The 22,416-nt window shown below is 29.3% G+C and carries 17 protein-coding genes and 2 pseudogenes; 10 read left to right on the top strand and 9 right to left on the bottom strand.

Features of this window, described 5'->3' with window-relative positions; genetic code table 11:
- Nucleotides 1-4 precede the first annotated feature (4 nt).
- The 4 genes from rpmG (at nucleotide 5) to ABJG40_RS12400 (ending at nucleotide 2,548) form a co-directional block, all read left to right on the top strand.
- Nucleotides 5-187, top strand: coding sequence for a 50S ribosomal protein L33 (rpmG, locus tag ABJG40_RS12415; RefSeq protein ID WP_249982594.1), 183 nt, complete (start codon nucleotides 5-7; stop codon nucleotides 185-187).
- Nucleotides 188-239: 52 nt separating this feature from the next.
- Nucleotides 240-392, top strand: coding sequence for a DUF4295 domain-containing protein (locus ABJG40_RS12410; RefSeq protein WP_249982593.1), 153 nt, complete (start codon nucleotides 240-242; stop codon nucleotides 390-392).
- Nucleotides 393-633: 241 nt separating this feature from the next.
- Nucleotides 634-1,587 (top strand): signal recognition particle-docking protein FtsY, encoded by a 954-nt coding sequence (gene ftsY / locus ABJG40_RS12405; protein WP_348024903.1) that lies wholly within the window; start codon nucleotides 634-636, stop codon nucleotides 1,585-1,587.
- A 79-nt stretch (nucleotides 1,588-1,666) separates the two neighbouring features.
- Entirely contained in the window at nucleotides 1,667-2,548 is an 882-nt protein-coding gene (locus ABJG40_RS12400; RefSeq protein ID WP_348024902.1) for an NAD(P)-dependent oxidoreductase, read from the top strand.
- Nucleotides 2,549-2,634: 86 nt separating this feature from the next.
- Here the strand turns inward: ABJG40_RS12400 and ABJG40_RS12395 are convergent, their stop codons facing one another.
- Nucleotides 2,635-3,708: a serine hydrolase gene (locus ABJG40_RS12395; protein WP_348024901.1), complete on the bottom strand. Its 1,074-nt coding sequence runs from the start codon at nucleotides 3,706-3,708 to the stop codon at nucleotides 2,635-2,637.
- Between the two features lie 100 nt (nucleotides 3,709-3,808).
- On the opposite strand from ABJG40_RS12395, the gene rimO reads away from it, so the two are divergent.
- Nucleotides 3,809-5,161 carry a 30S ribosomal protein S12 methylthiotransferase RimO gene (gene rimO, locus ABJG40_RS12390; RefSeq protein WP_348024900.1) on the top strand — a complete coding sequence of 451 codons (1,353 nt, stop codon included), beginning with the start codon at nucleotides 3,809-3,811 and terminating at the stop codon, nucleotides 5,159-5,161.
- Between the two features lie 45 nt (nucleotides 5,162-5,206).
- On the opposite strand, the gene ABJG40_RS12385 is transcribed toward rimO, so the two are convergent.
- A complete protein-coding gene (locus ABJG40_RS12385; RefSeq protein ID WP_348024899.1) occupies nucleotides 5,207-7,684 on the bottom strand; it encodes a M14 family metallopeptidase in 2,478 nt (825 codons plus the stop codon).
- A 206-nt stretch (nucleotides 7,685-7,890) separates the two neighbouring features.
- Between ABJG40_RS12385 and bshC the strand changes: the two genes are divergently transcribed.
- Nucleotides 7,891-9,483, top strand: coding sequence for a bacillithiol biosynthesis cysteine-adding enzyme BshC (gene bshC, locus ABJG40_RS12380; protein ID WP_348024898.1), 1,593 nt, complete (start codon nucleotides 7,891-7,893; stop codon nucleotides 9,481-9,483).
- Nucleotides 9,483-10,337: a 23S rRNA (adenine(1618)-N(6))-methyltransferase RlmF gene (gene rlmF, locus ABJG40_RS12375; protein WP_348024897.1), complete on the top strand. Its 855-nt coding sequence runs from the start codon at nucleotides 9,483-9,485 to the stop codon at nucleotides 10,335-10,337. The genes bshC and rlmF overlap by 1 nt, the downstream gene beginning before the upstream one ends.
- Before the next feature lie 79 nt (nucleotides 10,338-10,416).
- On the opposite strand, the gene ABJG40_RS12370 is transcribed toward rlmF, so the two are convergent.
- The 5 genes and pseudogenes from ABJG40_RS12370 to argS (ABJG40_RS12350) all read right to left on the bottom strand — a co-directional run.
- Nucleotides 10,417-11,019 (bottom strand): hypothetical protein, encoded by a 603-nt coding sequence (locus ABJG40_RS12370; RefSeq protein ID WP_348024896.1) that lies wholly within the window; start codon nucleotides 11,017-11,019, stop codon nucleotides 10,417-10,419.
- A gap of 354 nt (nucleotides 11,020-11,373) precedes the next feature.
- Nucleotides 11,374-11,748, bottom strand: a complete 375-nt coding sequence (locus ABJG40_RS12365) for a LysM peptidoglycan-binding domain-containing protein (protein ID WP_348024895.1) — start codon at nucleotides 11,746-11,748, stop codon at nucleotides 11,374-11,376.
- Nucleotides 11,749-11,882: 134 nt separating this feature from the next.
- The gene (gene lpdA / locus ABJG40_RS12360; RefSeq protein WP_348024894.1) at nucleotides 11,883-13,271 is read right to left on the bottom strand and encodes a dihydrolipoyl dehydrogenase; all 1,389 of its coding nucleotides are present in this window, start codon (nucleotides 13,269-13,271) and stop codon (nucleotides 11,883-11,885) included.
- Between the two features lie 167 nt (nucleotides 13,272-13,438).
- A pseudogene (gene argS, locus ABJG40_RS12355) lies at nucleotides 13,439-14,617 on the bottom strand (arginine--tRNA ligase); the annotation flags it as partial.
- 69 nt (nucleotides 14,618-14,686) lie between these two features.
- Nucleotides 14,687-15,346 (bottom strand): annotated as a pseudogene (gene argS, locus ABJG40_RS12350) (arginine--tRNA ligase); the annotation flags it as partial.
- 88 nt (nucleotides 15,347-15,434) lie between these two features.
- Between argS (ABJG40_RS12350) and ABJG40_RS12345 the strand changes: the two are divergent.
- Nucleotides 15,435-15,959 carry a YkgJ family cysteine cluster protein gene (locus ABJG40_RS12345; RefSeq protein ID WP_348024893.1) on the top strand — a complete coding sequence of 175 codons (525 nt, stop codon included), beginning with the start codon at nucleotides 15,435-15,437 and terminating at the stop codon, nucleotides 15,957-15,959.
- A 176-nt stretch (nucleotides 15,960-16,135) separates the two neighbouring features.
- Here the strand turns inward: ABJG40_RS12345 and ABJG40_RS12340 are convergent, their stop codons facing one another.
- Nucleotides 16,136-17,524, bottom strand: a complete 1,389-nt coding sequence (locus ABJG40_RS12340; RefSeq protein ID WP_348024892.1) for a GH1 family beta-glucosidase — start codon at nucleotides 17,522-17,524, stop codon at nucleotides 16,136-16,138.
- 28 nt (nucleotides 17,525-17,552) lie between these two features.
- A complete protein-coding gene (locus ABJG40_RS12335) occupies nucleotides 17,553-19,154 on the bottom strand; it encodes an MFS transporter (RefSeq protein WP_348024891.1) in 1,602 nt (533 codons plus the stop codon).
- A 520-nt stretch (nucleotides 19,155-19,674) separates the two neighbouring features.
- On the opposite strand from ABJG40_RS12335, the gene ABJG40_RS12330 reads away from it, so the two are divergent.
- Nucleotides 19,675-21,903 (top strand): glycoside hydrolase family 3 C-terminal domain-containing protein, encoded by a 2,229-nt coding sequence (locus tag ABJG40_RS12330; protein WP_348024890.1) that lies wholly within the window; start codon nucleotides 19,675-19,677, stop codon nucleotides 21,901-21,903.
- 68 nt (nucleotides 21,904-21,971) lie between these two features.
- Nucleotides 21,972-22,226, top strand: coding sequence for a hypothetical protein (locus tag ABJG40_RS12325; protein ID WP_348024889.1), 255 nt, complete (start codon nucleotides 21,972-21,974; stop codon nucleotides 22,224-22,226).
- The last annotated feature ends 190 nt before the right edge of the window (nucleotides 22,227-22,416 follow it).

The following is a 22,416-nucleotide window of genomic DNA, read 5'->3' as shown; positions in this document are numbered from 1 at the left end:
ACAGATGGCAAAAAAAGGAAACAGAGTTCAGGTAATTTTAGAATGTACAGAGCACAAAGCTTCAGGTCAAGCAGGTACATCAAGATACATTACAACTAAGAACAAAAAGAACACTCCAGATAGAATGGAAATTAAAAAATTCAATCCTATCTTAAAGAAAATGACTGTTCACAAAGAAATTAAGTAATTAAATAATCTAGAACTCAGAATAGAGCACATAGATTTAAAACATTTAGACAATGGCAAAGAAATCAGTAGCATCGTTACAAACAGGATCAAAAAGATTAAGTAAAGCTATAAAAATGGTAAAATCTCCAAAAACAGGGGCTTACATGTTTGTAGAAAAAATTATGGATCCTTCTAAAGTAAACGACTTTTTAGCAAAAAAGTAAGATTTACTACATAAAATACTTACAGCTACTTTCTTATTTAGAGAGTAGCTTTTTTTATGTAGTAGAATTCCTTATTTTTGGGCGTTACCTAAAGGTCGCGTTTTACACTATATCTTTTTTTCGTTTCTCAAAAAAGGATGCCGTTTCAATCGCTAACGCTGGCAACTTTAGTGACAAATTGACCAAACCAAAGAATTGGCATACTTTTTAATGTATATCAATAAGATTATAAAAACAGCATATGAGTTTTTTCAAAAAAATATTTTCAAAAGAAAAAAAAGAAACTTTAGACAAAGGATTAGAAAAATCTAAACAAAGTTTCTTTGGTAAATTAACCAAAGCAGTTGCAGGTAAATCTAAAGTAGATGATGATGTTTTAGATAATTTAGAAGAGATTTTAGTTGCATCTGATGTTGGTGTAGATACCACACTTAAAATTATTAATAGAATAGAAGAAAGAGTTGCTAAAGATAAATATGTTGGTACAGAAGAATTAAATAGTATTCTTAGAGAAGAAATAGCAGGCTTATTATCTGAAACAAATATTGGTAATGAAACAGAGTTTACGATTCCAAAAAATAAAAAGCCTTATGTAATAATGGTTGTTGGTGTAAACGGAGTTGGTAAAACTACCACTATTGGTAAATTAGCATCTCAATTTAAAAAACAAGGATTAAAAGTTGTTTTAGGAGCTGCAGATACGTTTAGAGCAGCAGCAATAGACCAATTACAAGTGTGGGCAGATAGAACAGATGTGCCAATTATACGTCAAGAAATGGGTTCTGATCCTGCTTCTGTAGCTTATGACACTTTAAAATCTGCAGTTACACAAGATGCAGATGTAGTCATTATAGATACTGCAGGTCGTTTACACAATAAAGTTAATTTAATGAATGAGTTAACTAAAATAAAACGTGTAATGCAAAAAGTAGTAGAAGATGCACCACATGATGTTTTATTAGTGTTAGATGGTTCTACAGGGCAAAATGCATTTGAGCAAGCAAAACAATTTACAAAAGCAACAGAGGTAACTTCTTTAGCGGTAACTAAGTTAGATGGTACAGCAAAAGGAGGCGTTGTTATCGGAATTTCAGATCAATTTCAAATACCTGTAAAATATATTGGAGTAGGTGAAGGTATAGATGATTTACAAGTTTTTAATAAACACGAATTTGTAGACTCTTTTTTTAAGTAACTAATTCACGTACAGTAATATCAATTAACATATCTTTGCAAAAACTATAATAAAATTAATAAATAAAAATAAGTAAAAAATGGGAAAACCGACTATCGGATTTATCGGTCTAGGTCTAATGGGTGCAAACATGGTAGAAAATCTTCAAAAGAGAGGATATAAATTAAATGTTATGGATCTTAATAAAGATGCAGTTGCAACAGTTATAGCACGTGGAAATGCATCAGAAGCAAACTCTCCAAAAGAATTAGCTGAAAATAGTGATATTATTATGTTCTGTTTAACAACTTCTGCAGTAGTAGAAAAGATTGTTTACGGAGAAGAAGGTGTTTTAGCAGGTATTAAAAAAGGATCAGTTTTAATTGATTTTGGAACATCAATTCCAGCATCTACTCAAAAAATAGGAAAAGATTTAGCAGAAAAAGGTGCAGGTATGATTGATGCTCCATTAGGACGTACTCCTGCTCATGCAAAAGACGGATTGCTTAATATTATGGCTGCTGGTGATAAAGAAACTTTCGAACAAGTAAAACCTGTTTTAGATGAACAAGGAGAAAATGTTTTTCATTTAGGTGCTTTAGGTGCAGGTCATACAACTAAGTTAATTAATAACTTTATGGGAATGACTACTGTAGTAGCAATGTCTCAAGCGTTTGCAGCAGCTGAATTAGCGGGTGTTGATAAACAACAACTTTTTGACATAATGTCTTCTGGTCCTTCAAACTCTCCTTTTATGAAGTTTTGTAAAAACTACGCTGTAGATAATGTTAGTGATTTAGGATTCTCTATTGCAAATGCAAATAAAGATTTAGGATACTTTGTAAAAATGGTAGATGATTTAGGTTCTGTATCTGATATCGCAAAAGCAACTTCTGGTAACCTTCAAACTGCTTTAGATGCAGGTATGGGTAACTTAAATGTTCCAGAAATTTTCGATTATTTTGTGAATTTAAAAAAATAATAATTGTTTAAATTTCTTTTAAACAATTAATTGTGATTAAAAAACTCCTTTTTAAAAGGAGTTTTTTTTTTAGAAAAAGAATTAAATTATTGAATTAAATTATTAATTTTTTCCCATAATTCATTATCAAAATTAGATAATGCAAAATTACTATCATTTGCAGATTCTCCCATTCTTACAATAACCAAATCTTTACTTGGTACAATATATATTTTCTGATCATTTTTCCCTAAGGCACAATACATATCTAAAGGTGCATTTGGTATTAACTTACCATTAAATATTGTTTGACTATTAGGTAAAAGGTGATTTTCTTTACCATTTAACCACCATAAATATCCATAAGCATTATTAATGTTTTGTGACGTATTGGTCGCTTCTTTTATAAAGTTTTCAGAAATAATTTGTGTGTTTTCCCATTTTCCGTTATTAGAAATTAACAACCCAAAACGTGCCATACTTCTTGTATTGCTCCAATAAATACTTAAACTTCCTAAATTTATCCAAGTTCCATTCATGCCTATTTTATCACTTAATTTGGTGTTAAAATAGTTTTTCCAAGATGTATTACTTGCTTTTGCAACAATATCTTGCAATTTTACATAAACATTATGATATGCCCATCTTGTTGCGGCATCTGCTTTGTATATTAAATTATTTGGAGATACATCATCACCAAAACTATCATCTAAACCAGAAGTCATAGTCAATAAATTTTTACAGGTAATTAAGTTTTCTTTTATTAATGAAACGCTAGTCCAACCTGTTCCTAAATAATCAGACACTTTATTATTTACATTTAATAGGTTTTCATCTTGTGCAATTCCTGAAACAGTAGAAGTTAAAGTTTTACCAGCACTTGCCCAGTACCAATTTGAAGTAGAAGTGTGATTGCTAAAGTATTCTTCAATTACAATTTTTCCTTTGTAAAGCATTATAAATCCTTTAGTATTTTTGTCTTCTAAAAAATCTAATAAAGGTTGTTGTTGATTTTCATTCCAATTCAAATATGAAAGGGATACTTTATCCCAAGTATTTGAATCAACACTTGGAAAATAAGTGTTTTCAATAATTGGTTCTTGCTCAATTGTTTCATCAGAATTTTTAGAAGAACAATTCAATAAAAATAAAATGACAAAAAGAGAAAAAAGATTCTTCATTTATTTTTTAGACAGTTATAAAGATAAAAAGTTTAATGTAATACTTAAATAATTCATAAACAATCATTATGTATATTTGCAGCTTTAAAAATAAGCAAGAATGCGTACAAAAACCATCAAACAAAATAAAATTAATGTTGTTACTTTAGGTTGCTCTAAAAACATTTACGATAGTGAAGTTTTAATGGGACAATTAAAAGCAAATGGAAAAGAAGTGGTTCATGAAGATGAAAATGATGATGGAAACATTGTAGTAATTAATACTTGTGGATTTATTGGTAAAGCAAAAGAAGAATCTATTGATACGATTTTGCATTACGCACAAAGAAAAGAAGCAGGAGAAATTGATAAAGTATTTGTTTCTGGATGTTTAAGTGAACGCTATAAGCCAGATTTAGAAAACGAGATTAAAAATGTAGATCAATATTTTGGTACGCATGATTTACCAAATCTGTTACAAGCTTTAGAAGCAGATTATAAACATGAATTAATTGGAGAGCGTTTAACAACTACGCCAAAACATTACGCATATTTAAAAATAGCAGAAGGTTGTGATAGACCTTGTTCTTTTTGTGCTATTCCTTTAATGAGAGGAAAACATGTATCTACGCCTATTGAAGAAATTGTAATAGAAGCTACAAAATTAGCTAAAAAAGGAATTAAAGAAGTTATGTTAATCGCACAAGATTTAACATATTACGGTTTAGATATTTATAAGAAAAGAGCTTTGGCAGCCTTGTTAGAAGCGTTGGTTAAAGTTGATGGAATAGAATGGATTCGTTTGCATTATGCTTTTCCAACAGGTTTCCCAATGGATGTTTTAGAAGTGATGAAACGCGAGCCTAAAGTATGTAATTATTTAGATATTCCGTTACAACACATTAATACAGAGTTGTTAAAATCGATGAAAAGAGGAACAACTCATGAAAAAACAACGGCTTTAATTCATAAATTTAGAAAAGCTGTTCCAGAAATGGGAATAAGAACTACTTTAATTGTAGGTTATCCTGGTGAAACAGAAGAAATGTTTCAAGAATTAAAAGATTGGGTAGAAGAAATGCGTTTTGAACGTTTAGGTGCTTTTGAATATTCACATGAAGAAAATACTGGAGCTTATGTTTTAGAAGATGATGTACCTGCGGATGTAAAGTTTAAACGTGTAAATGAAATTATGGAGGTGCAATCTCAAATTTCATGGGAATTGAACCAACAGAAAGTAGGAAAAATATTTAAATGTTTATTTGATAGAAAAGACGGAGAATATTTTTACGGAAGAACAGAATTCGATTCGCCAGACGTAGATAATGACGTTATAGTTGATGCTAAAGAACATTATATTAAAATAGGTGAGTTTATAGATATTGAAATTCATGAAGCTGGTGATTATGATTTATATGGAACACCAGTTGTAAAACAAGAAAGACCAGTACCTTTACATCAGAAAAGAAAATAAAAAAAACCGCTCATTTGAGCGGTTTTTTAGTTTAAAAGAAATAATTTATTTCAATTTATCAGAGTTTAAAAAGAAAACGGAATTGGCTACAAAAAGCTTTCCATTTTCCCAAAAAGATCTAAATAAAGGGTTATCTACCATATAAATAATGCTTCCTCTTCCAATTTTTTCTTCACCAAATAATAAAGATTTAGGAACATTTTTTACAGCTTTACTACCAGCATAACCAGAAATATTTTTTGAGTTTTCATTAAAATACCCAACATTGTTTCCGTTCTTTAAAAAATCATAAGAAGTGCCACTAAGTTTTAAAGAAAAATATTCTTTATTATAACCAAAAGCCAAAGGATGAGAATTGTCTATATTGCTTTTAAAGATACTTCCGGTAATTAAATTAGCTACACTTTTACGCTCTTTATCTGCATAAGGAGTTAAGTTTGCTTCATCGCTGTTCTTGTCAGATTTTTTCTTTTTTAGAGTGAACTCTTTATTATCAGCAAAACTATTTAAAGCGTTTCCTATAGCAATTAATGTTCCGCCAGAACGCGTCCATTTTTTTAGTTTTTCTAAAGTCGATTTTGTTAAAACAGAACCATAATAACCATTAGGTAAAATAATTACATCATATTTAGAGTAATCTAAATAACCAAAATTATCAGAATTTACGTTTGTAATTGGGTATTGTAATTGTGTTTCAAAGAAATGCCATATTTCACCAAAACTTAAAGAAGAGGTTCCTTTACCAGACAAAACTGCAATTTTCTGTTTGTTGATAGGTTTAACAGAATAAGATCCAAAATCAACTCCAGAGCTAACAAAACCAGTTGACACAGCAGATAATTCTCGTAAATGTTTATTTGCTATTTCTATCAATTTAGTATCAAAAGAATCATTTCTATTGTCGTTTCTTAAAATAATTAAGCTTCCTCTCTTATAAGATTTTCCTCCAATAGAAAAAGGTTTTTCAGAAAAACGGGGCGTAATATTTGCTTGTAGTAAAGCACCTAAAAAAGTAGCATCTTCTAAACTATTCCATTTCGAAATATATGCATATGCAGATTTATCAATAGAATTATTAGTAACGTTTAGATGATTATTTACATAAGAATTTACTTTAGTTTTAGAAGCAATCGCTTTAAAACCATGTGCATAAGGTAAAGACCAAGCAGTAATATCATACGTTAAAGAATCTACCAATTTTGTTTTTGGTTCAAACAAAGCTTTTACCATTTTTCCTTTTGGTTGATTGGTGTGAATCACTAAATCATTGGCAGAAACACTTATTTTCCCTTCTTTTTGAGTATTATATACATAACCTTTTACAGTGGCACTTTTTGTGTTTTCATATTTAATTTCGTGAGTATCTAATAGCGCTTTTAAACGCTTTGTTTTGTCATTATTTTCATTTTTTAATACATAACTTTTATAATTTAGCTTAGAATTATCAAAGAATTTTTTAAACTCAGTATTTAATTTATCAGCATTATTAGAAGAAATTTCTATTGTAGACAAACCAGTTGTCCTATGGTGTATAGCTCTGTCTTTTAAAGTTAAAACTTCACCTTCATCAGTTTGTATTCCTAAACCAGCCATTCCATGACCAGCTTGTTCATATGTCATTCCAATTGCTCCCATATAAGTAGGATAGGTATCTCCATAACTTGGGTATAATAAATCGAAACTTTCTTTTGTAAAATACAACCAACCTTCTTTGTCAAAGTATTTTGCGTGATTTTTTCCAATTTGAGTTTGAAAATCACGTTGCCAGTCAGAAATTATTTCATGAAAAGGTTCTGCTGCAGGAGCAAAATAATAGGGATTATTAATATATTGTTCATGGAAATCTACATGAATATGTGGCATCCATTTGTTATACATTTTAATTCTTTGAGCAGATTCAACTTGAGTTGCCCAAGCCCAATCTCTATTTAAATCAAATAAATAATGATTTGGTCTTCCCCCAGGCCAAGGTTCTGCGTGTTCTTTTGCATTTTGATTAATGTTAAAAGGTGTACTTTTTACTTGATTATACCAATTTACATATCTGTCTCTTCCATCAGGATTTATACAAGGATCTATAATTACAATGGTATTTTCTAACCATTGTTTTTTCTTGGTAACCAATTCATATAATGTTAACATTGCAGCTTCTGTACTTGATGCTTCATTACCATGTACATTATAACTTAACCAAACAATTGCTTTATTGTTACTTGCGTTTTTAGAAATAATACCAGCTTGTGCTAGATTATTTTTTCTAATATTTTCTATATTATTTATATTTTCTTGTGAAGAAATATAGCTTAAATATAAAGGTCTATGCTCATTAGTTTCTCCGTATTTTTCTAATTGTACATTAGATAAAGTTGCACTTACGTATTTAAAATAATCTACAACTTTATGATGTCTTGTAAAACGAGAACCTATTTCATAACCTAAATATTCTGATGGAGATTTTAAGGATTGAGAAAAAATGTTTCCAATAGTTAATAACGCTGTTATTGCTAATAATTTAATTTTCATAAAAAATGGGTTTGATATTCAAAAGTAAGCATATATTTTTTTGTTTTTTAATAGAATCGTTCTCTTTCTTGTTAAAACTTTGTTAGATTGATTTTAGCTTTACGACCAAGGGTAAATTATTCGTATTTTTATCAAAAATTAAAGAAATTACATGAATTCAATATCAGATTCTGATTGTTGCAAAAACGGTGTTATTAATAATTAATATGAAAGTAACACATATTCCATTTGAAAAAACAGGTTTTTTCTCTAAAACAATGATTCATTATTTAGAGCAAAATAAAGATATACAACCATTTTATAATAATTTTCCAGATATTTCTGGTTTCCATAATCAAATAGAAGAAAAGCAAAAATCTTTTCGATTACAAGCTAGATTGGTCTTGGTAGATGTTTTAAAAAATCAATATAAAGATTTTAACACTTCAGAAAAAACGGAAGAAAATATTCGGTTATTAAAACAAAAAAATACGTTTACAATAACTACAGGTCATCAATTAAACTTGTTTACAGGTCCTTTGTATTTCTTATATAAAATTATTTCTACCATTAATTTATGTGAAGAATTATCAGAAAAATTTCCTAAAGAAAATTTTGTTCCTGTGTATTGGATGGCAACAGAAGATCATGATTTTGAGGAAGTTAATTATTTTAATTTTAATGGAAAAAAAGTACAATGGAATAGAGAAGATGGTGGTGCAGTAGGTCGTTTTTCTACAGATGGTTTACAAGATGTTTTTGAGGTTTTTTCTAGTCATTTAGGAACTTCTAAAAATGCGATATTCATAAAAAAATTATTTTCTGAAGCCTATTTAAAACATCAGAATCTAGCAGAAGCTACTCGTTTTATAGCAAATGAATTATTTAAAGATTTTGGTTTGGTTGTTTTAGACGGAGATGATACCGACTTAAAACAATTATTTACTCCAATTGTAAAAGACGAATTAGAAAATGAAACTTCTTTTAAATCAGTTTCTAAAACTATTTTAGAATTAGAAAAAAACTATAAAATTCAAGTAAACCCAAGAGAAATAAATTTATTTTATTTGGGTGATGATTTTAGAGAACGCATTATTTTTGAAGATGGAGTTTATAGAGTAAATAATACAGAAATCACTTTTACGAAAGCTGAAATTTTAAAAGAAGTTGAAGAAAACCCGAAAGTATTTTCTCCAAACGTAATTATGAGACCTCTATACCAAGAAGTAATCTTACCAAATCTATGTTATCTAGGAGGAGGAGGAGAAATGGCGTATTGGTTAGAATTAAAAGATTATTTTAAAAAGGTAGAAGTTCCTTTTCCTATTTTGTTATTACGTAATTCTGTACAAGTAATATCAGAAAAACAAGCTAATAAATTAAATAAATTGAATGTTTCTTTAGAAGAAATATTCTTAAATCAATATGATTTATTGTCTAAAAAAGTAGTTGAAAATTCTGATATTCAAGTTAACTTTGACGAAAAGATTAAATATTTAGAAAATCAATTTTCAGAATTGAAAGAAGTAGCTAAACAAACAGATGTTTCTTTTGAAAATGCTGTAAATGCGCAAGAAAGAAAGCAAATTAAAGGTTTACAAAATTTGCAAAAACGTTTGTTAAAGGCAGAAAAAAAGAGACAAAGAGGTTTAGTAAATAGAATTACTCAACTTCAAAATGAAATTTTGCCAAATCAGAGTTTAGAAGAGCGTCAACGTAATTTTTCTGAGCATTATTTAGAATATGGTTCTTCATTTATAAGAGCGTTAAAAGGAGCTTTAAAACCTTTACAATTAGAGTTTACAGTATTAGAATTATAATGAAAGATAAAGGCTTACATCCAAAAAATAGATTTAATAAAGGTTATAATTTTGAAGAACTTGTAGCTAATAATCCAGTTTTAAAAGAGTTTGTGGCAACAAATAAATTTGATACAGTTACTATCGATTTTTCAAACCCTGCTGCTGTAAAAGAATTGAATAAGGCTTTATTGTTTTCTTTTGATAAAATTTCTAACTGGAATTTTCCTGATGAAAATTTATGTCCACCAATTCCTGGACGTTTAGATTATATTCACCATTTATCAGATTTATTATCTAAAGAAGAAGAAGTTAAAATTTTAGATATTGGAACTGGAGCAACTTGTATTTATCCATTGTTAGGTGCAGCAGCATATAACTGGAATTTTGTAGCTACTGACATTGATTTAGATTCATTAGATTCAGCTCAAGATATTATTGATGATAATAATTTAGATAATAACATAAAATTACGTCAACAATTTAATGAACAGCAAATATTAAAAGGTGTTTTAGAAGAAGATGATTCTTTTTCTGCAACCATGTGTAATCCGCCTTTTTATAAATCTGCAGAAGAAGCTCAAGGTGCAAATAGAAGAAAAACAAGAAATTTAGGAAACAATGCAGTAAGAAATTTCTCTGGAAACAACAATGAGTTGTGGTATGTAGGAGGAGAGAAAGCTTTTCTTCATAATTATTTATATGAGAGTTCATTATTCAAAGAAAAAAGTAAGTGGTTTACAAGTTTAGTTTCTAAAAAGGACAATATAGAAAGTTTAGAAAAATCATCAAAAAAACTTGGAGCCAAAGATTTTAAAGTGATACCTATGAGTCAAGGTAATAAAGTTACTAGAATTGCTTGTTGGAGGTTTTAATTATTATATGTCATTACGAGGAAGAATAACGAAGTAATCTGTTTATAAATTCAAAGATTGCTTAATTTTTTGCAAAGATCTAATTAAATACTACATCGTTTATTTTATACTTTTTACAAACAAAGTGTAAAATTGTATAGACTAACATATGTACAAAAACCAAACAAATAAAAGCATATAAAGGCACTCCAAATAATTGATAAGGCCAATAATAGGTCCAAACACCCAGATAAATAGTAATTACTTCTCCAAAGGCGGGTAAAATTAAAGCTAATATGATTGCTAATATTATTTTGTTTTTCTGAGTTTGATTTGTCAATAAGGGAATTAAATTACGCTCTAATTTATATAGATAATGGAAAGCAAGCATCCAAGCAAAAGGTAACCATAAAGGTAATTCTCTTGTAACTTCATGATATTCCCAATAACCATTTGCAACGCCCCAAGTTTCTCCAATAATGCCTCCAAAACCAGTTAAGAGCATTCCTATTAATAACAACCAATTTTTATTTGTTTTTGGTAGAATGATTTCTTTATAAATATTATGAGCAATTTTTAAAACAAGAAGACATGCAATTATTAAATCATACTGTTTTAAAACTCCAATTAAAATTCCTGCAATAATTAATTTAATTAGAGCTTTTAAAGTTTCTTTTAAAAAGAGTTTTTTATTTGTAATCAAGAATTATAGATTTTTAAATTTTTGATATTTTTTCTCATAAATAGTATAGGTTATATAGTATGTTAATAAAAAATATATACAAAAAATACTAAGAAATTTAAAAGCAAAGTTTAAAGTTAAAAAACCTTCAACACTTTCTAAGAATTGAAAAATTGAACTAAAAGGAATCGCAAAATAAAGACTTTGTTGTAAAGCGTATTTTAATCTATTATCTCTTTTTGGTTCCCAATAATTGATTAGATTATCTTTCTTTTTTTGATCTTTTTCTTTTAAACCCATAAGTTATTTATAAAGTTTCAAATATAAAAAAACCGAAGCTAAAAGCTTCGGTTTTTAAATTCTAATTTTTTATTATTACAAATTAGGGATTACTAAATCTTGACCAGGATGAATTACATCTGCTGATTTTAAAATATTTCTGTTTGCTTCAAAAATTGCATTATATTTAGAGGCACTACCATAATATTGTTTAGCAATTTTACCTAATGTTTCTCCACTTGCTACTGTATGGTTTGCATAAACAGAAGTGTCTGCCACTTTTATATCTGCCATAATATCAATTGGGTTGTCACCACCAATTTCTTTAATTTTATCCCAAATAAGGTTTTTCTCATATTGATTTTTAGCAGTTCCATTTACATGTAAAACTCCATTTTCTTCTTTTACATCTCCATTTTGTATTGCTAATGCTTCTCCTAATTCTAATACTCCTTGATATTTTGCTTTCATTTTATTTTTTTTAATTGTTAATACTTTAAAAATACAAAAAACCGAAGCAATTTACTTCGGTTTTTCGATAAAAAGATTGTTTTTATAGTTGAACTTCTTCATTAAAATTTAGAAGAACAATTAAAAAATATATTTTATAAATGAATCACTTCATCATAAGCATCTGCAACAGCTTCCATAACTGCTTCACTCATTGTTGGGTGAGGATGAATTGTTTTTAAAACTTCATGACCTGTAGTTTCTAATTTACGTCCTAAAACTGCTTCAGCAATCATATCAGTAACACCAGCACCAATCATATGGCAACCTAACCATTCACCATATTTTGCATCAAAAATAACTTTTACAAAACCATCAGGAGTTCCAGCTGCTTTTGCTTTTCCAGATGCAGAAAAAGGAAATTTACCAACTTTAAGTTCGTAACCAGCTTCTTTTGCTTTTGCTTCTGTCATACCTACAGATGCAATTTCTGGGGTTGCATAGGTACAACCAGGTACGTTTCCGTAATCAATTGCTTCAGTATGTAAACCTGCTAATTTCTCAACACAAGTAATTCCTTCAGCAGAAGCAACGTGCGCCAATGCTTGTCCCGGAACAACATCTCCAATAGCATAATAACCAGGTATGTTAGTTTGATAAAAATCGTTTACTAGAATTTTATCTCTATCAACAATAATTCCAACATCTTCTAAACCGATGTTTTCAATGTTAGATTTAATTCCAACTGCAGATAATAAAATATCAGCACTTAAAGTTTCTTCACCTTTTTTAGTTTTAACCGTTGCAACAACTCCTTCACCAGAAGTATCAACAGATTCTACAGAAGAATTTGTCATTACTTTAATTCCAGATTTTTTAATAGAACGTTCAAATTGTTTAGAAACATCAATATCTTCCACTGGTACAACGTTTGGCATAAATTCTACAATAGTAACCTCAGTTCCCATAGAATTATAAAAATGAGCAAACTCAACACCAATGGCTCCAGAACCTACAATAATCATAGATTTTGGTTGTGTTGGTAAATTCATAGCTTGTCTATAACCAATTACTTTTTTACCATCTTGTGGCAAGTTTGGTAACTCTCTAGATCTTGCACCTGTAGCAATAATAATATTGCCTGCACTATACTCTGTTACTTTACCATCAGCAGCAGTTACATCTACTTTTTTACCAGTTTTAATTTTTCCAAAACCATCAATAATATCGATTTTGTTTTTCTTCATTAAAAAAGCAACACCTTTGCTCATTCCCTCGGCAACACCACGACTTCTTTTAATTACAGCTTCAAAATCTTTATCAATAGCTTCAGCTTTTAAACCATATTGATCTACATGTTTTAAATAGTCGTAAACCTGTGCAGATTTTAACAATGCTTTTGTTGGTATACATCCCCAGTTTAAGCAAATCCCACCTAAGTGTTCTTTCTCTACAATGGCAACTTTAAAGCCTAATTGAGAAGCTCTAATCCCTGTAACATAACCTCCAGGTCCACTTCCAATAATAATGATGTCGTATTTCATAATTGTATATTTAACTTTTTATTTCTCTATTTTGGGCGTTTTAACGGGCTTTCCGTTGTATCTTTTTCTACTGAAAAAAATCAGTAGAAAAAGGATGCCACTGCAATCCCTAACGCAGGCTAATTTACTAACTTTTATGTTTATAGCCAATGCTCGTGTCAACTAATTTACATTCTTTCCGGAACCTGAATTCCTAATAATAAAAAAGCTGATTTTATTGTTTCAGCAACTTTCTTAGCTAACTGAACTCTAAATACTTTTTTGTCTGTATTTTCTTCTCCTAAAATAGATACGTTCTGATAAAAAGAATTGAATTCTTTTACCAAATCATACGTGTAATTTGCAATAAGGGCAGGCGAGTAATTGGCAGCTGCTTGTTGCACTGTTTCAGGATAGAGTTCTAATTGTTTTAACAATTCTTTTTCCTTTTCGTGTAAATCTATAGAAACCGGATTAGAATAATCAAAATCTGCTTTTCTAATGATAGATTGAATTCTAGCATAGGTATATTGAATAAAAGGACCTGTGTTTCCTTGAAAATCTACAGAAGATTTCGGGTCGAACAAAATTCTCTTCTTAGGATCTACTTTTAAAATAAAATATTTTAAAGCACCTAAACCAATTGTTTCGTACAATTCATTCTTTTCTTCATCAGAATAACCATCTAATTTTCCTAATTCTTCAGAAATTGTTTTTGCAGTATCTGTCATTTCTACCATTAAATCATCCGCATCTACCACAGTACCTTCTCTAGATTTCATTTTACCAGAAGGTAAATCTACCATTCCGTAACTTAAATGATGTAATTGTTTTGCCCAATCAAACCCTAATTTCTTCAAGATTAAAAATAATACTTGAAAATGATAATCTTGTTCGTTACCAACAGTATACACCATTCCACCAACATCTGCATAATCTTTTACACGTTGTATGGCTGTACCAATATCTTGGGTCATGTAAACGGCTGTTCCGTCAGAACGTAATACAATTTTTTCATCTAAACCATCTTCAGTTAAATCACACCAAACAGAACCATCTTCTTTTTTATAGAAAACGCCTTTTTCTAAACCTTGTGCTACAACATCTTTCCCTAATAAATAGGTGTTACTTTCATAATATAGGTTGTCAAAATCTACACCCATACTTTTATAAGTAACATTAAAACCAGCATATACCCAAGAGTTCATCTTTTTCCACAAGTCAACGACTTGAGGTTTTTCATTTTCCCAATCTTGAAGCATTTCTTTGGCTTCTATACCTAATTTACTATAGTCAGAAAAATATTGATTTTTAAATTCTTTTCTAAATTCTGAATGTGCTTCTGAACTTAAATCATCCCCATTTAAAAATTGTTCTTTATACTTTTCTTTTAAAAGTTTTTGAGTTTCAGGTTTATTAAAGAAGTCAATAAATAAATCAGTTGATTCTGAGGTTTTTAACCATTCAGAATACTCTTTTTGAAATTCTTGTTCAAATTTCACATAATAATTACCAACCAATTTATCACCTTTTAAACCTGTAGATTCTGGAGTTTCTCCGTTTCCGAATTTCTCCCAAGCCAACATAGATTTACAGATATGAATACCTCTGTCATTAATAATCTGTGTTTTGTACACTTTTTTACCTGCAGCTTTTATAATTTCTGCAACAGAATATCCTAATAAGTTATTACGAACATGTCCTAAATGTAGTGGTTTGTTGGTGTTTGGTGATGAATATTCTACCATAATTGCTTTTTCATCCGCCTTTGGCGACACCATACCATAAGAAGTATCTGTGTAAATAGTATTAAAAAAATTGGTGTAAAAAGAATCGTCTATAACTAAATTTAAAAATCCTTTTACAACATTGTAATTGGTAATTTCGGTAATGTTTTCTACAACATATTTCCCTAAATCTTCTCCGACCTGAACAGGATTCCCTTTTTTGTATCTTAATAAAGGAAAAACGACTACGGTAATGTCTCCTTCAAATTCTTTTCTTGTTGCTTGAAATTCTACTGATGGAATTTCTACATTGTATAGTGCTAAAAAACCTTCTTTTACTTTGGTTTCTATGGTATTTTGAATGCTCATTTAATCTCTGAAATTGAAATGCAAAATTACATATTTTTATTTGGTTTTTAGAATGATTTTTGGTGAAGAATAATTGTATTTTTGCAAGATGGAAAAACGCTTGCAACAACTCCCAAAATTAGCAGAAGAAGCTAGAAAAGAAAATCTAAAATATTTTGCGAATTTAAAAAAGAGAACACCTAAAAACTTAGATTATATAATGCAAGAATTGCATGATGCTGAGTTTGAAAAAACAGACTGTTTAGATTGTGGTAATTGTTGCAAAACAACAAGCCCAATTTTTACAGATAAAGACATAGAGCGTATTTCTAAACATTTAAAAATGAAAGTTGCTGCTTTTACAAAGCAATATTTAGAAAGAGATGAAGATGATTTTATGGTGCTAAAAACGTCTCCTTGTTCTTTTTTAGATGAAAGTGATAATACTTGTTTTATTTACGATGTTCGACCAAAAGCATGCGCAGAGTATCCACATACAAATCGTAGAAAATTTATAGGGATTACAGATTTAACAATTACAAATACAACTATTTGTCCTGCTACTTATTCAATAGTTGAAGAGTTAAAAAAACGTATTCCATTAATTTCAAATAAAAAGATTAGAAGAAAGTAATTTTTAGTTAAAATTATGTAAAAAATAGATTTATATATTTTTTTGGCACACAGTTTGCTAATATTATATTGAAGACAACGTAGTAAACTGTTTTCATTTGTAAATTATTTGAATTAGTTGATTTAAAAAAACCACCTCATTGAGGTGGTTTTTTAGTAATAGACACTATTAATAAGTTACAATGTAACTTCTACACTTTTATTCTTTATTACTTTTTTAAACCACTTTGCAGATTTTTTAGGAATTCTTTCTAAAGTTTCAAAATCTACATAATGCAAACCAAATCTTTGTTCGTAACCCAAAGCCCATTCAAAATTGTCCATAAAAGACCAAGCAAAATATCCTTTTAGGTTTACGCCTTCATCAATAGCTTCTTTACAAGCTTTTAAATAGCTTTGGTAAAACTCTAATCTTTCTTGGTCATCAATTTCACCATCTATTAATTGATCTGGATAGGCACAACCATTTTCTGTAATGTAAATATTTGGTTTGTTGTATTTTTTATCAATCCATTTTAATAGTTTTTTACAACCCCAAGGCACCACTGCCCAATCCATTAAAGTTACTTTCCATTCTTTATCTACAGATAAGTTTACATCTTGATCTTCAGAAATACCACCGTTTCCGTTTACAGCAACTTTTTCTATAATTCCATTTGAATTTGCAGCATACATTGTTGTATAATGATTCAATCCAAAAAAATCTGAACTTCCTTTAATCATTTCTTTTTCTTCTTTGGAAAAGGAGGGAAGACGTTTTTTTAGTCTTTCTTTCATCACTTTTGGATACTCTCCTTTATAAATAGGATCTGCAAACCAAGCAACAAAAAACTCAAGCGCTCTTTCTGCAGCATCTTTATCCTCTTTACTATCTGTTAAAGGTTCTCGCCAATCACAATTGTTAGAGATTCCGATTTCTCCATTTTGATGCGGATATTTTTCTCGATATAATTGCACTGCTTTAGCATGCGCTAAAATTAAATGATGCGCCGCCAAATAAGGCTCTGAATTAGAAACTCTACCTGGAGCAAAAACACCTTGTCCGTAACCTAAAATAGATACCACCCAAGGCTCATTTAAAGTAATCCAATTTTTTACACGATCTCCAAACCTATTAAAACAAACATCTGCATATTCTTTAAAATAGCCTGTAATATCTTTGTTTAGCCAACCATCATTTTCTAGTTGTAATGCAAGTGGTAAATCCCAATGATATAGAGTTACCCAAGGAACAATATCTGCTTTTAAAAGCTCATCTATTAACTCTGAATAAAACTGAATTCCTCTTTCATTAACTGTGTCTTTTCCTGTTGGCATAATTCGAGACCAAGCAATTGAAAAACGATACGCTTTAACGCCCATATCTTTCATCAATTTTATATCTTCTTTAAATTTATGATAATGATCGCAAGCAAGATTACCTGTTTCATTATTTTTAATTTTACCAGGAATGCTACAGAAAGCATCCCAAATAGAAGGGCCTTTACCATCTAAGTCACTTGCACCTTCAATTTGATAAGATGATGTGGCTGTTCCCCAAACAAAATCTTTTGGAAATTTATTCATAATTATATAATATCAATATTTTTAAATTCTATTTTTCTTGTAATCTTCTTGTGTTTAATTCTGCTGTAATTTCCTCTAATTTTGATTCTGTTAGCGGATAAAAAAACATTACAATGGCTGTTAAAACTGTAATTATAGAAGGAATCCAACTCATTAACATCACAACACCAGGTAAAGCACCTTCTATAGCCACAGAATCTTGTCCACTATAATGAAAAGCAGCTAAAACCAAACCTATAATTGCACCTGCAATTCCTCCTCCAAATTTTGTTGCAAAAGAACCTGCTGAATAGACCAAACCTGTAGCTCTTCTTCCGTTTTTAAATTCTGAATAATCTGCAGCATCACCCAACATCACAAAGAATAAGGTAGGCAGAATTGCTGCGCCAAATTCAGAAATAACACCTAACGTAAAAATCATAGAAGTATCATTTGGCCCACAAAAAACGAGTAACGCATTTACACCACCAGAAAATAATAAAGCATAAATAAACAACATGCGCTTCCCAAACCTTTTACCCAAAGGTGCTGTTGCCATGGCACCTGCAATAGAAGCCAACATTAAGCCCACCATAAAACTTGCTGCTAATAATTGATTGTTTAAATAGTGCGTAAAATAAACCACTACAATTCCTTGTTTTATAGAATTGTAGACATTAAATAATAAACCAATTGCTAATAAAAACAACCAAGGTTTGTTAGAAATTAAATCTTTTAAATCTTGTTTTAAATTGGTTTTTTGCGTTTTTGGAGGCAATACTCGTTCTTTTGTTGAGTAGAAAGTAATAATCATAAATAGGGTTAAGAAAATAGACATCACATACATAGAATTACTATATCCTTTTTTCTGATCAATAATTGAAAACGAAGCTTCAGTAAGACCTTTTTCTCCAGTAACAATAAATGTGTAATTTTTATTGGCTTCAATGGTAAAACTTTTTCCTTTTGTTGGTGTGTTTTCCTTATTATCAATCGCATCCCAAGTGAATAACGCAATTCCATTTGCTGTTTTAATATTTGCATTTAAAACATCTTTAGGAGCGGTTATTTCAACTTTGAATCTTTCAGCAGCTAACTTTTCAACCTTAATCGTTGGATTTACATTACCAAAATAAGTAACTAAGAAAAGTAAGGCTCCTTGCACCAACATTCCTCCACCAAATGCACCTACCATTCTAAAAGAACCAATACTTGTTCTTTCTTTATCATTCCCTGTCATTACTGCCATTAAAGCTCCATAAGGAACATTATTTGCTGTGTAAATTAAGGTAAAAGCAATGTAAGTGATATAGGCATAAATAATTTTACCTGTTGGGTTTAAATCTGGACTAGAAAACAACAAAGAAAGACTAATTCCTAGTGGAACTGCTGTCCACAGAATCCAAGGTCTAAATTTTCCGTATTTTGATGTAGTTCTATCTCCAATAATACCCATTAAAACATCACTAATTCCATCGCTAAAACGAGATATTAACATTAAAAGACCTACTGTTGCAGGATGCAACCCAAAAACATCGGTATAAAATATAAATAAAAAAGCAGCAACACCTCTCCAAGCTATATTAGCAGCACCATCACCAAGGGCATAACCTATTTTTTCTTTTAATGATACTTTATTTATGTCTAACATTTATTTTTTTTATTAGGTGTTTAATTATTTTTATTATGGTAATTTTGGTAGTTTAAAAATAAAAAAGATGTAATTTAATTTCGAATTCTTCTAAAATCTATCTTTTTGATTCTAATACAACTTCAATTACCAAATTATCAAAACTAAAAAGATTATTATTTTACAGATTTTAAGATTCATATTAATGTTACTTTTATTTAAGTTTTTTTTTATTAAACAAAAATTTTATTGTTTAATTGATATTAATATGTTTTAAAAACTTCATTTTTACTAGATATTTTCTGTTTTTTAATAATAGTTTTAGTGCTACTAAAATATTCTAAACCTGAAAATAACAAAAACTTATTACTGATACATCTATGGCAAAAGATAGCTCATTTGTGTTATTAGCTTGTGAAAAAATATGCTTTTTAAAGAATTGCAACAAATGTTATAATCTTAGTTGAAATAGTTTTACTCATGTATCTTGTTAAAAAGTAGTTTTATCCAAAATCAGGCAATAGTAAATTAATTTTCAAATATGATATTACCGTTTAAAAAGAATACTACAGTATTAATCTTTATTTTTTGTTTACAAGTTTTACTTATAAATGGACAAAATAAAATACCTAAAATTTTATTAGAAAAAAACCAAACAAATACTCTATTTATTGAAGCCAAAATAGATAGTATTATTACAATTTTAACTCTTGAAGAAAAAGTAGATTTAATTCATGCTCAATCTAAGTTTAGTACAAAAGGAGTATCTAGGTTAGGTATACCAGAAGTATGGATGTCTGATGGACCTCATGGTGTTAGAGAAGAAATTCTTTGGGATTCTTGGGGAGAAGCAGATTGGACAAATGATGCAATAACTGCTTTTCCTGCATTAACATGTTTGGCGGCAAGTTTTAATCCTGAATTAGCTTGGGAATATGGTTTTAATTTAGGAGAAGAAGCAAGGTATAGAGAAAAAGATGTTTTACTTGGTCCTGGTGTAAATATTTATAGAACACCATTTAATGGTAGAAACTTTGAATATTTAGGGGAAGATCCTTTTTTAGCTTCAAAAATGGTTGTGCCATATATTAAAGGAGTTCAGAAAAATGGAGTTGCTGCCTGTGTTAAGCACTTTGCATTAAATAATCAAGAGCAATGGAGAGATAAAATTAATGTAGAAGTTAGTGATAGGGCTTTGCATGAAATTTATTTACCTGCATTTAAAGCTGCTGTAAAAAAAGGAAAAGTTTGGTCTCTTATGGGAGCATATAATAAATTTAGAGGTCAGTATACTACACATCATAAAGTTTTAAATAAAATTTTAAAAACAGACTGGGGGTTTGATGGTGTTGTAATAAGTGATTGGGGGTCTGCACATAACACAAAAGAAGCAGCTTTACATGGTTTGGATATGGAAATGGGAACAGGAACTGATGGTTTAGGAGTAAGTAAAAAAGATAATTATAACTATTATTATTTGGCAAACCCATTTTTAAAAGCGATTAAAAAGGGTGAATTAAGTGAAGATTTACTTAATGATAAAGTTCGTAGAATTTTAAGATTAATTTATCGAACAAGCTTAAATCCAAACAGAGGCTTAGGGAAATTAAATACAAAAGAACATCATCAAGTAGCTAGAAAAGTTGGTGCAGAAGGTATTGTTTTATTAAAAAATGAAGATGATTTTTTTCCTATTAAAGATAAAAAAGGTTTAACAATAGCAGTTATAGGAGAAAATGCAACAAGAAATATGACAAGAGGAGGTGGTTCTTCTCAATTAAAACCACTTTTTGAAATTTCTCCTTTAGAAGGACTTAAAGCACGATATAAAAATGCAACAATTATTCATACAATGGGTTACGAGTCTGGTGCTTCCGTTTATGATGCAACACTTCCTCCAACCTTAAATCAAGATTCGTTATATGTAAAGGCAATAGAAGTTGCAAAAAAATCAGATGTTGTTCTTTTTATTGGTGGTTTAAATAAAAGTTTCCATCAAGATAGTGAAGGTGGAGATAGAAAAGTTTTTGAATTGCCTTATGGACAAGACAAATTATTAAAAGGAATATATGAAGTTAATAAAGAAGTAGGATTTTTATTAGTCACAGGAAACGCTGTAGAAATGCCTTGGATTTCTAAAACGAAAGGAATTTTACAAACTTGGTATTTAGGGAGTATGGCAGGTCATGCTATAGCAGATATTGTAAGTGGAAATGTAAATCCATCAGGTAAACTTCCTTTTTCTTTTCCGAAGAATTTAAAAGATAATGGGGCGCACTCTTATGGAGAAGAATCTTATCCAGGGGAAAATTTAAATCAAGTATATAGAGAAGATATTTTAGTCGGTTACAGATGGTTTGATACTAAAAAAATAGTACCTCAATATGCTTTTGGTTATGGATTATCTTATACTGATTTTAAAATTTCTAATGTAAAAATAGATCATAAAAAATATTCTGTAAAAGATCAAATAAAAATAATTTTTGATGTTTCTAATACAGGAAGTAGAGAAGGGGCTGAAGTAGTACAATTATATGTAGGAAAACACAAATCTAAAGTAAATAGAGCTTTAAAAGAATTGAAAGGTTTTACGAAAGTATATTTAGAAAAAGGTGAAAAAAAAACAGTTACAATGTCTATTGATATTTCAAAATTAGCATATTTTAATACTGAGTTTTCTGATTGGTCTGTTGAAAAAGGAATTTATTATTTATATGTAGGAAATGCATCTAATAACATAATAAAAAAAATAAAATTTAGTTTGTTTTAATTTGAGTTGGTAAATGTGAAAAGCAGTATAAAATTACTTTGTACTGCTTTTTTTTCAATGCTTTTATTGTGAAATGTAAGATCTTATTTATTATAGTTTTTTTTCTTTTTAGTATTGGGTGCAAACCCAAAAAGTTATCAATAAAAACAAAAATAATTGAAGATAAATCAGTTTTTAAAAGTGTAGATCGTTTATTCGTAAAAGGTATTTATGAAGCTAAAAATAATTTAGAATTGCCTTTTCGATTATACTCACCCAAAAAGAAAAACAATAGAAAAATTCTTTTAGTAATCTTTCTTTATGGTAGAGGAGAAAGAGGATGAGAAAACGGAGAAAGGATTTATAGAAATGCAGGGTTTTTAATGAATGAAAATTCATTATTAACAACCAAATCTCAAGAAAAATATCCTTGTTATGTTTTGGTTCCACAATGTTCTGATAAAACAGAAAATGAAGAATGGGCTAAATGAATAGGTAATACACCAGAAACACCTTTTAAAGGTTTAGGAAAAG

The sequence above is a fragment of the Polaribacter sp. genome (genome assembly GCF_039939415.1).
Taxonomy (GTDB): Bacteria; Bacteroidota; Bacteroidia; order Flavobacteriales; family Flavobacteriaceae; genus Polaribacter.
This window is presented reverse-complemented; position numbering and strand designations above follow the sequence as displayed.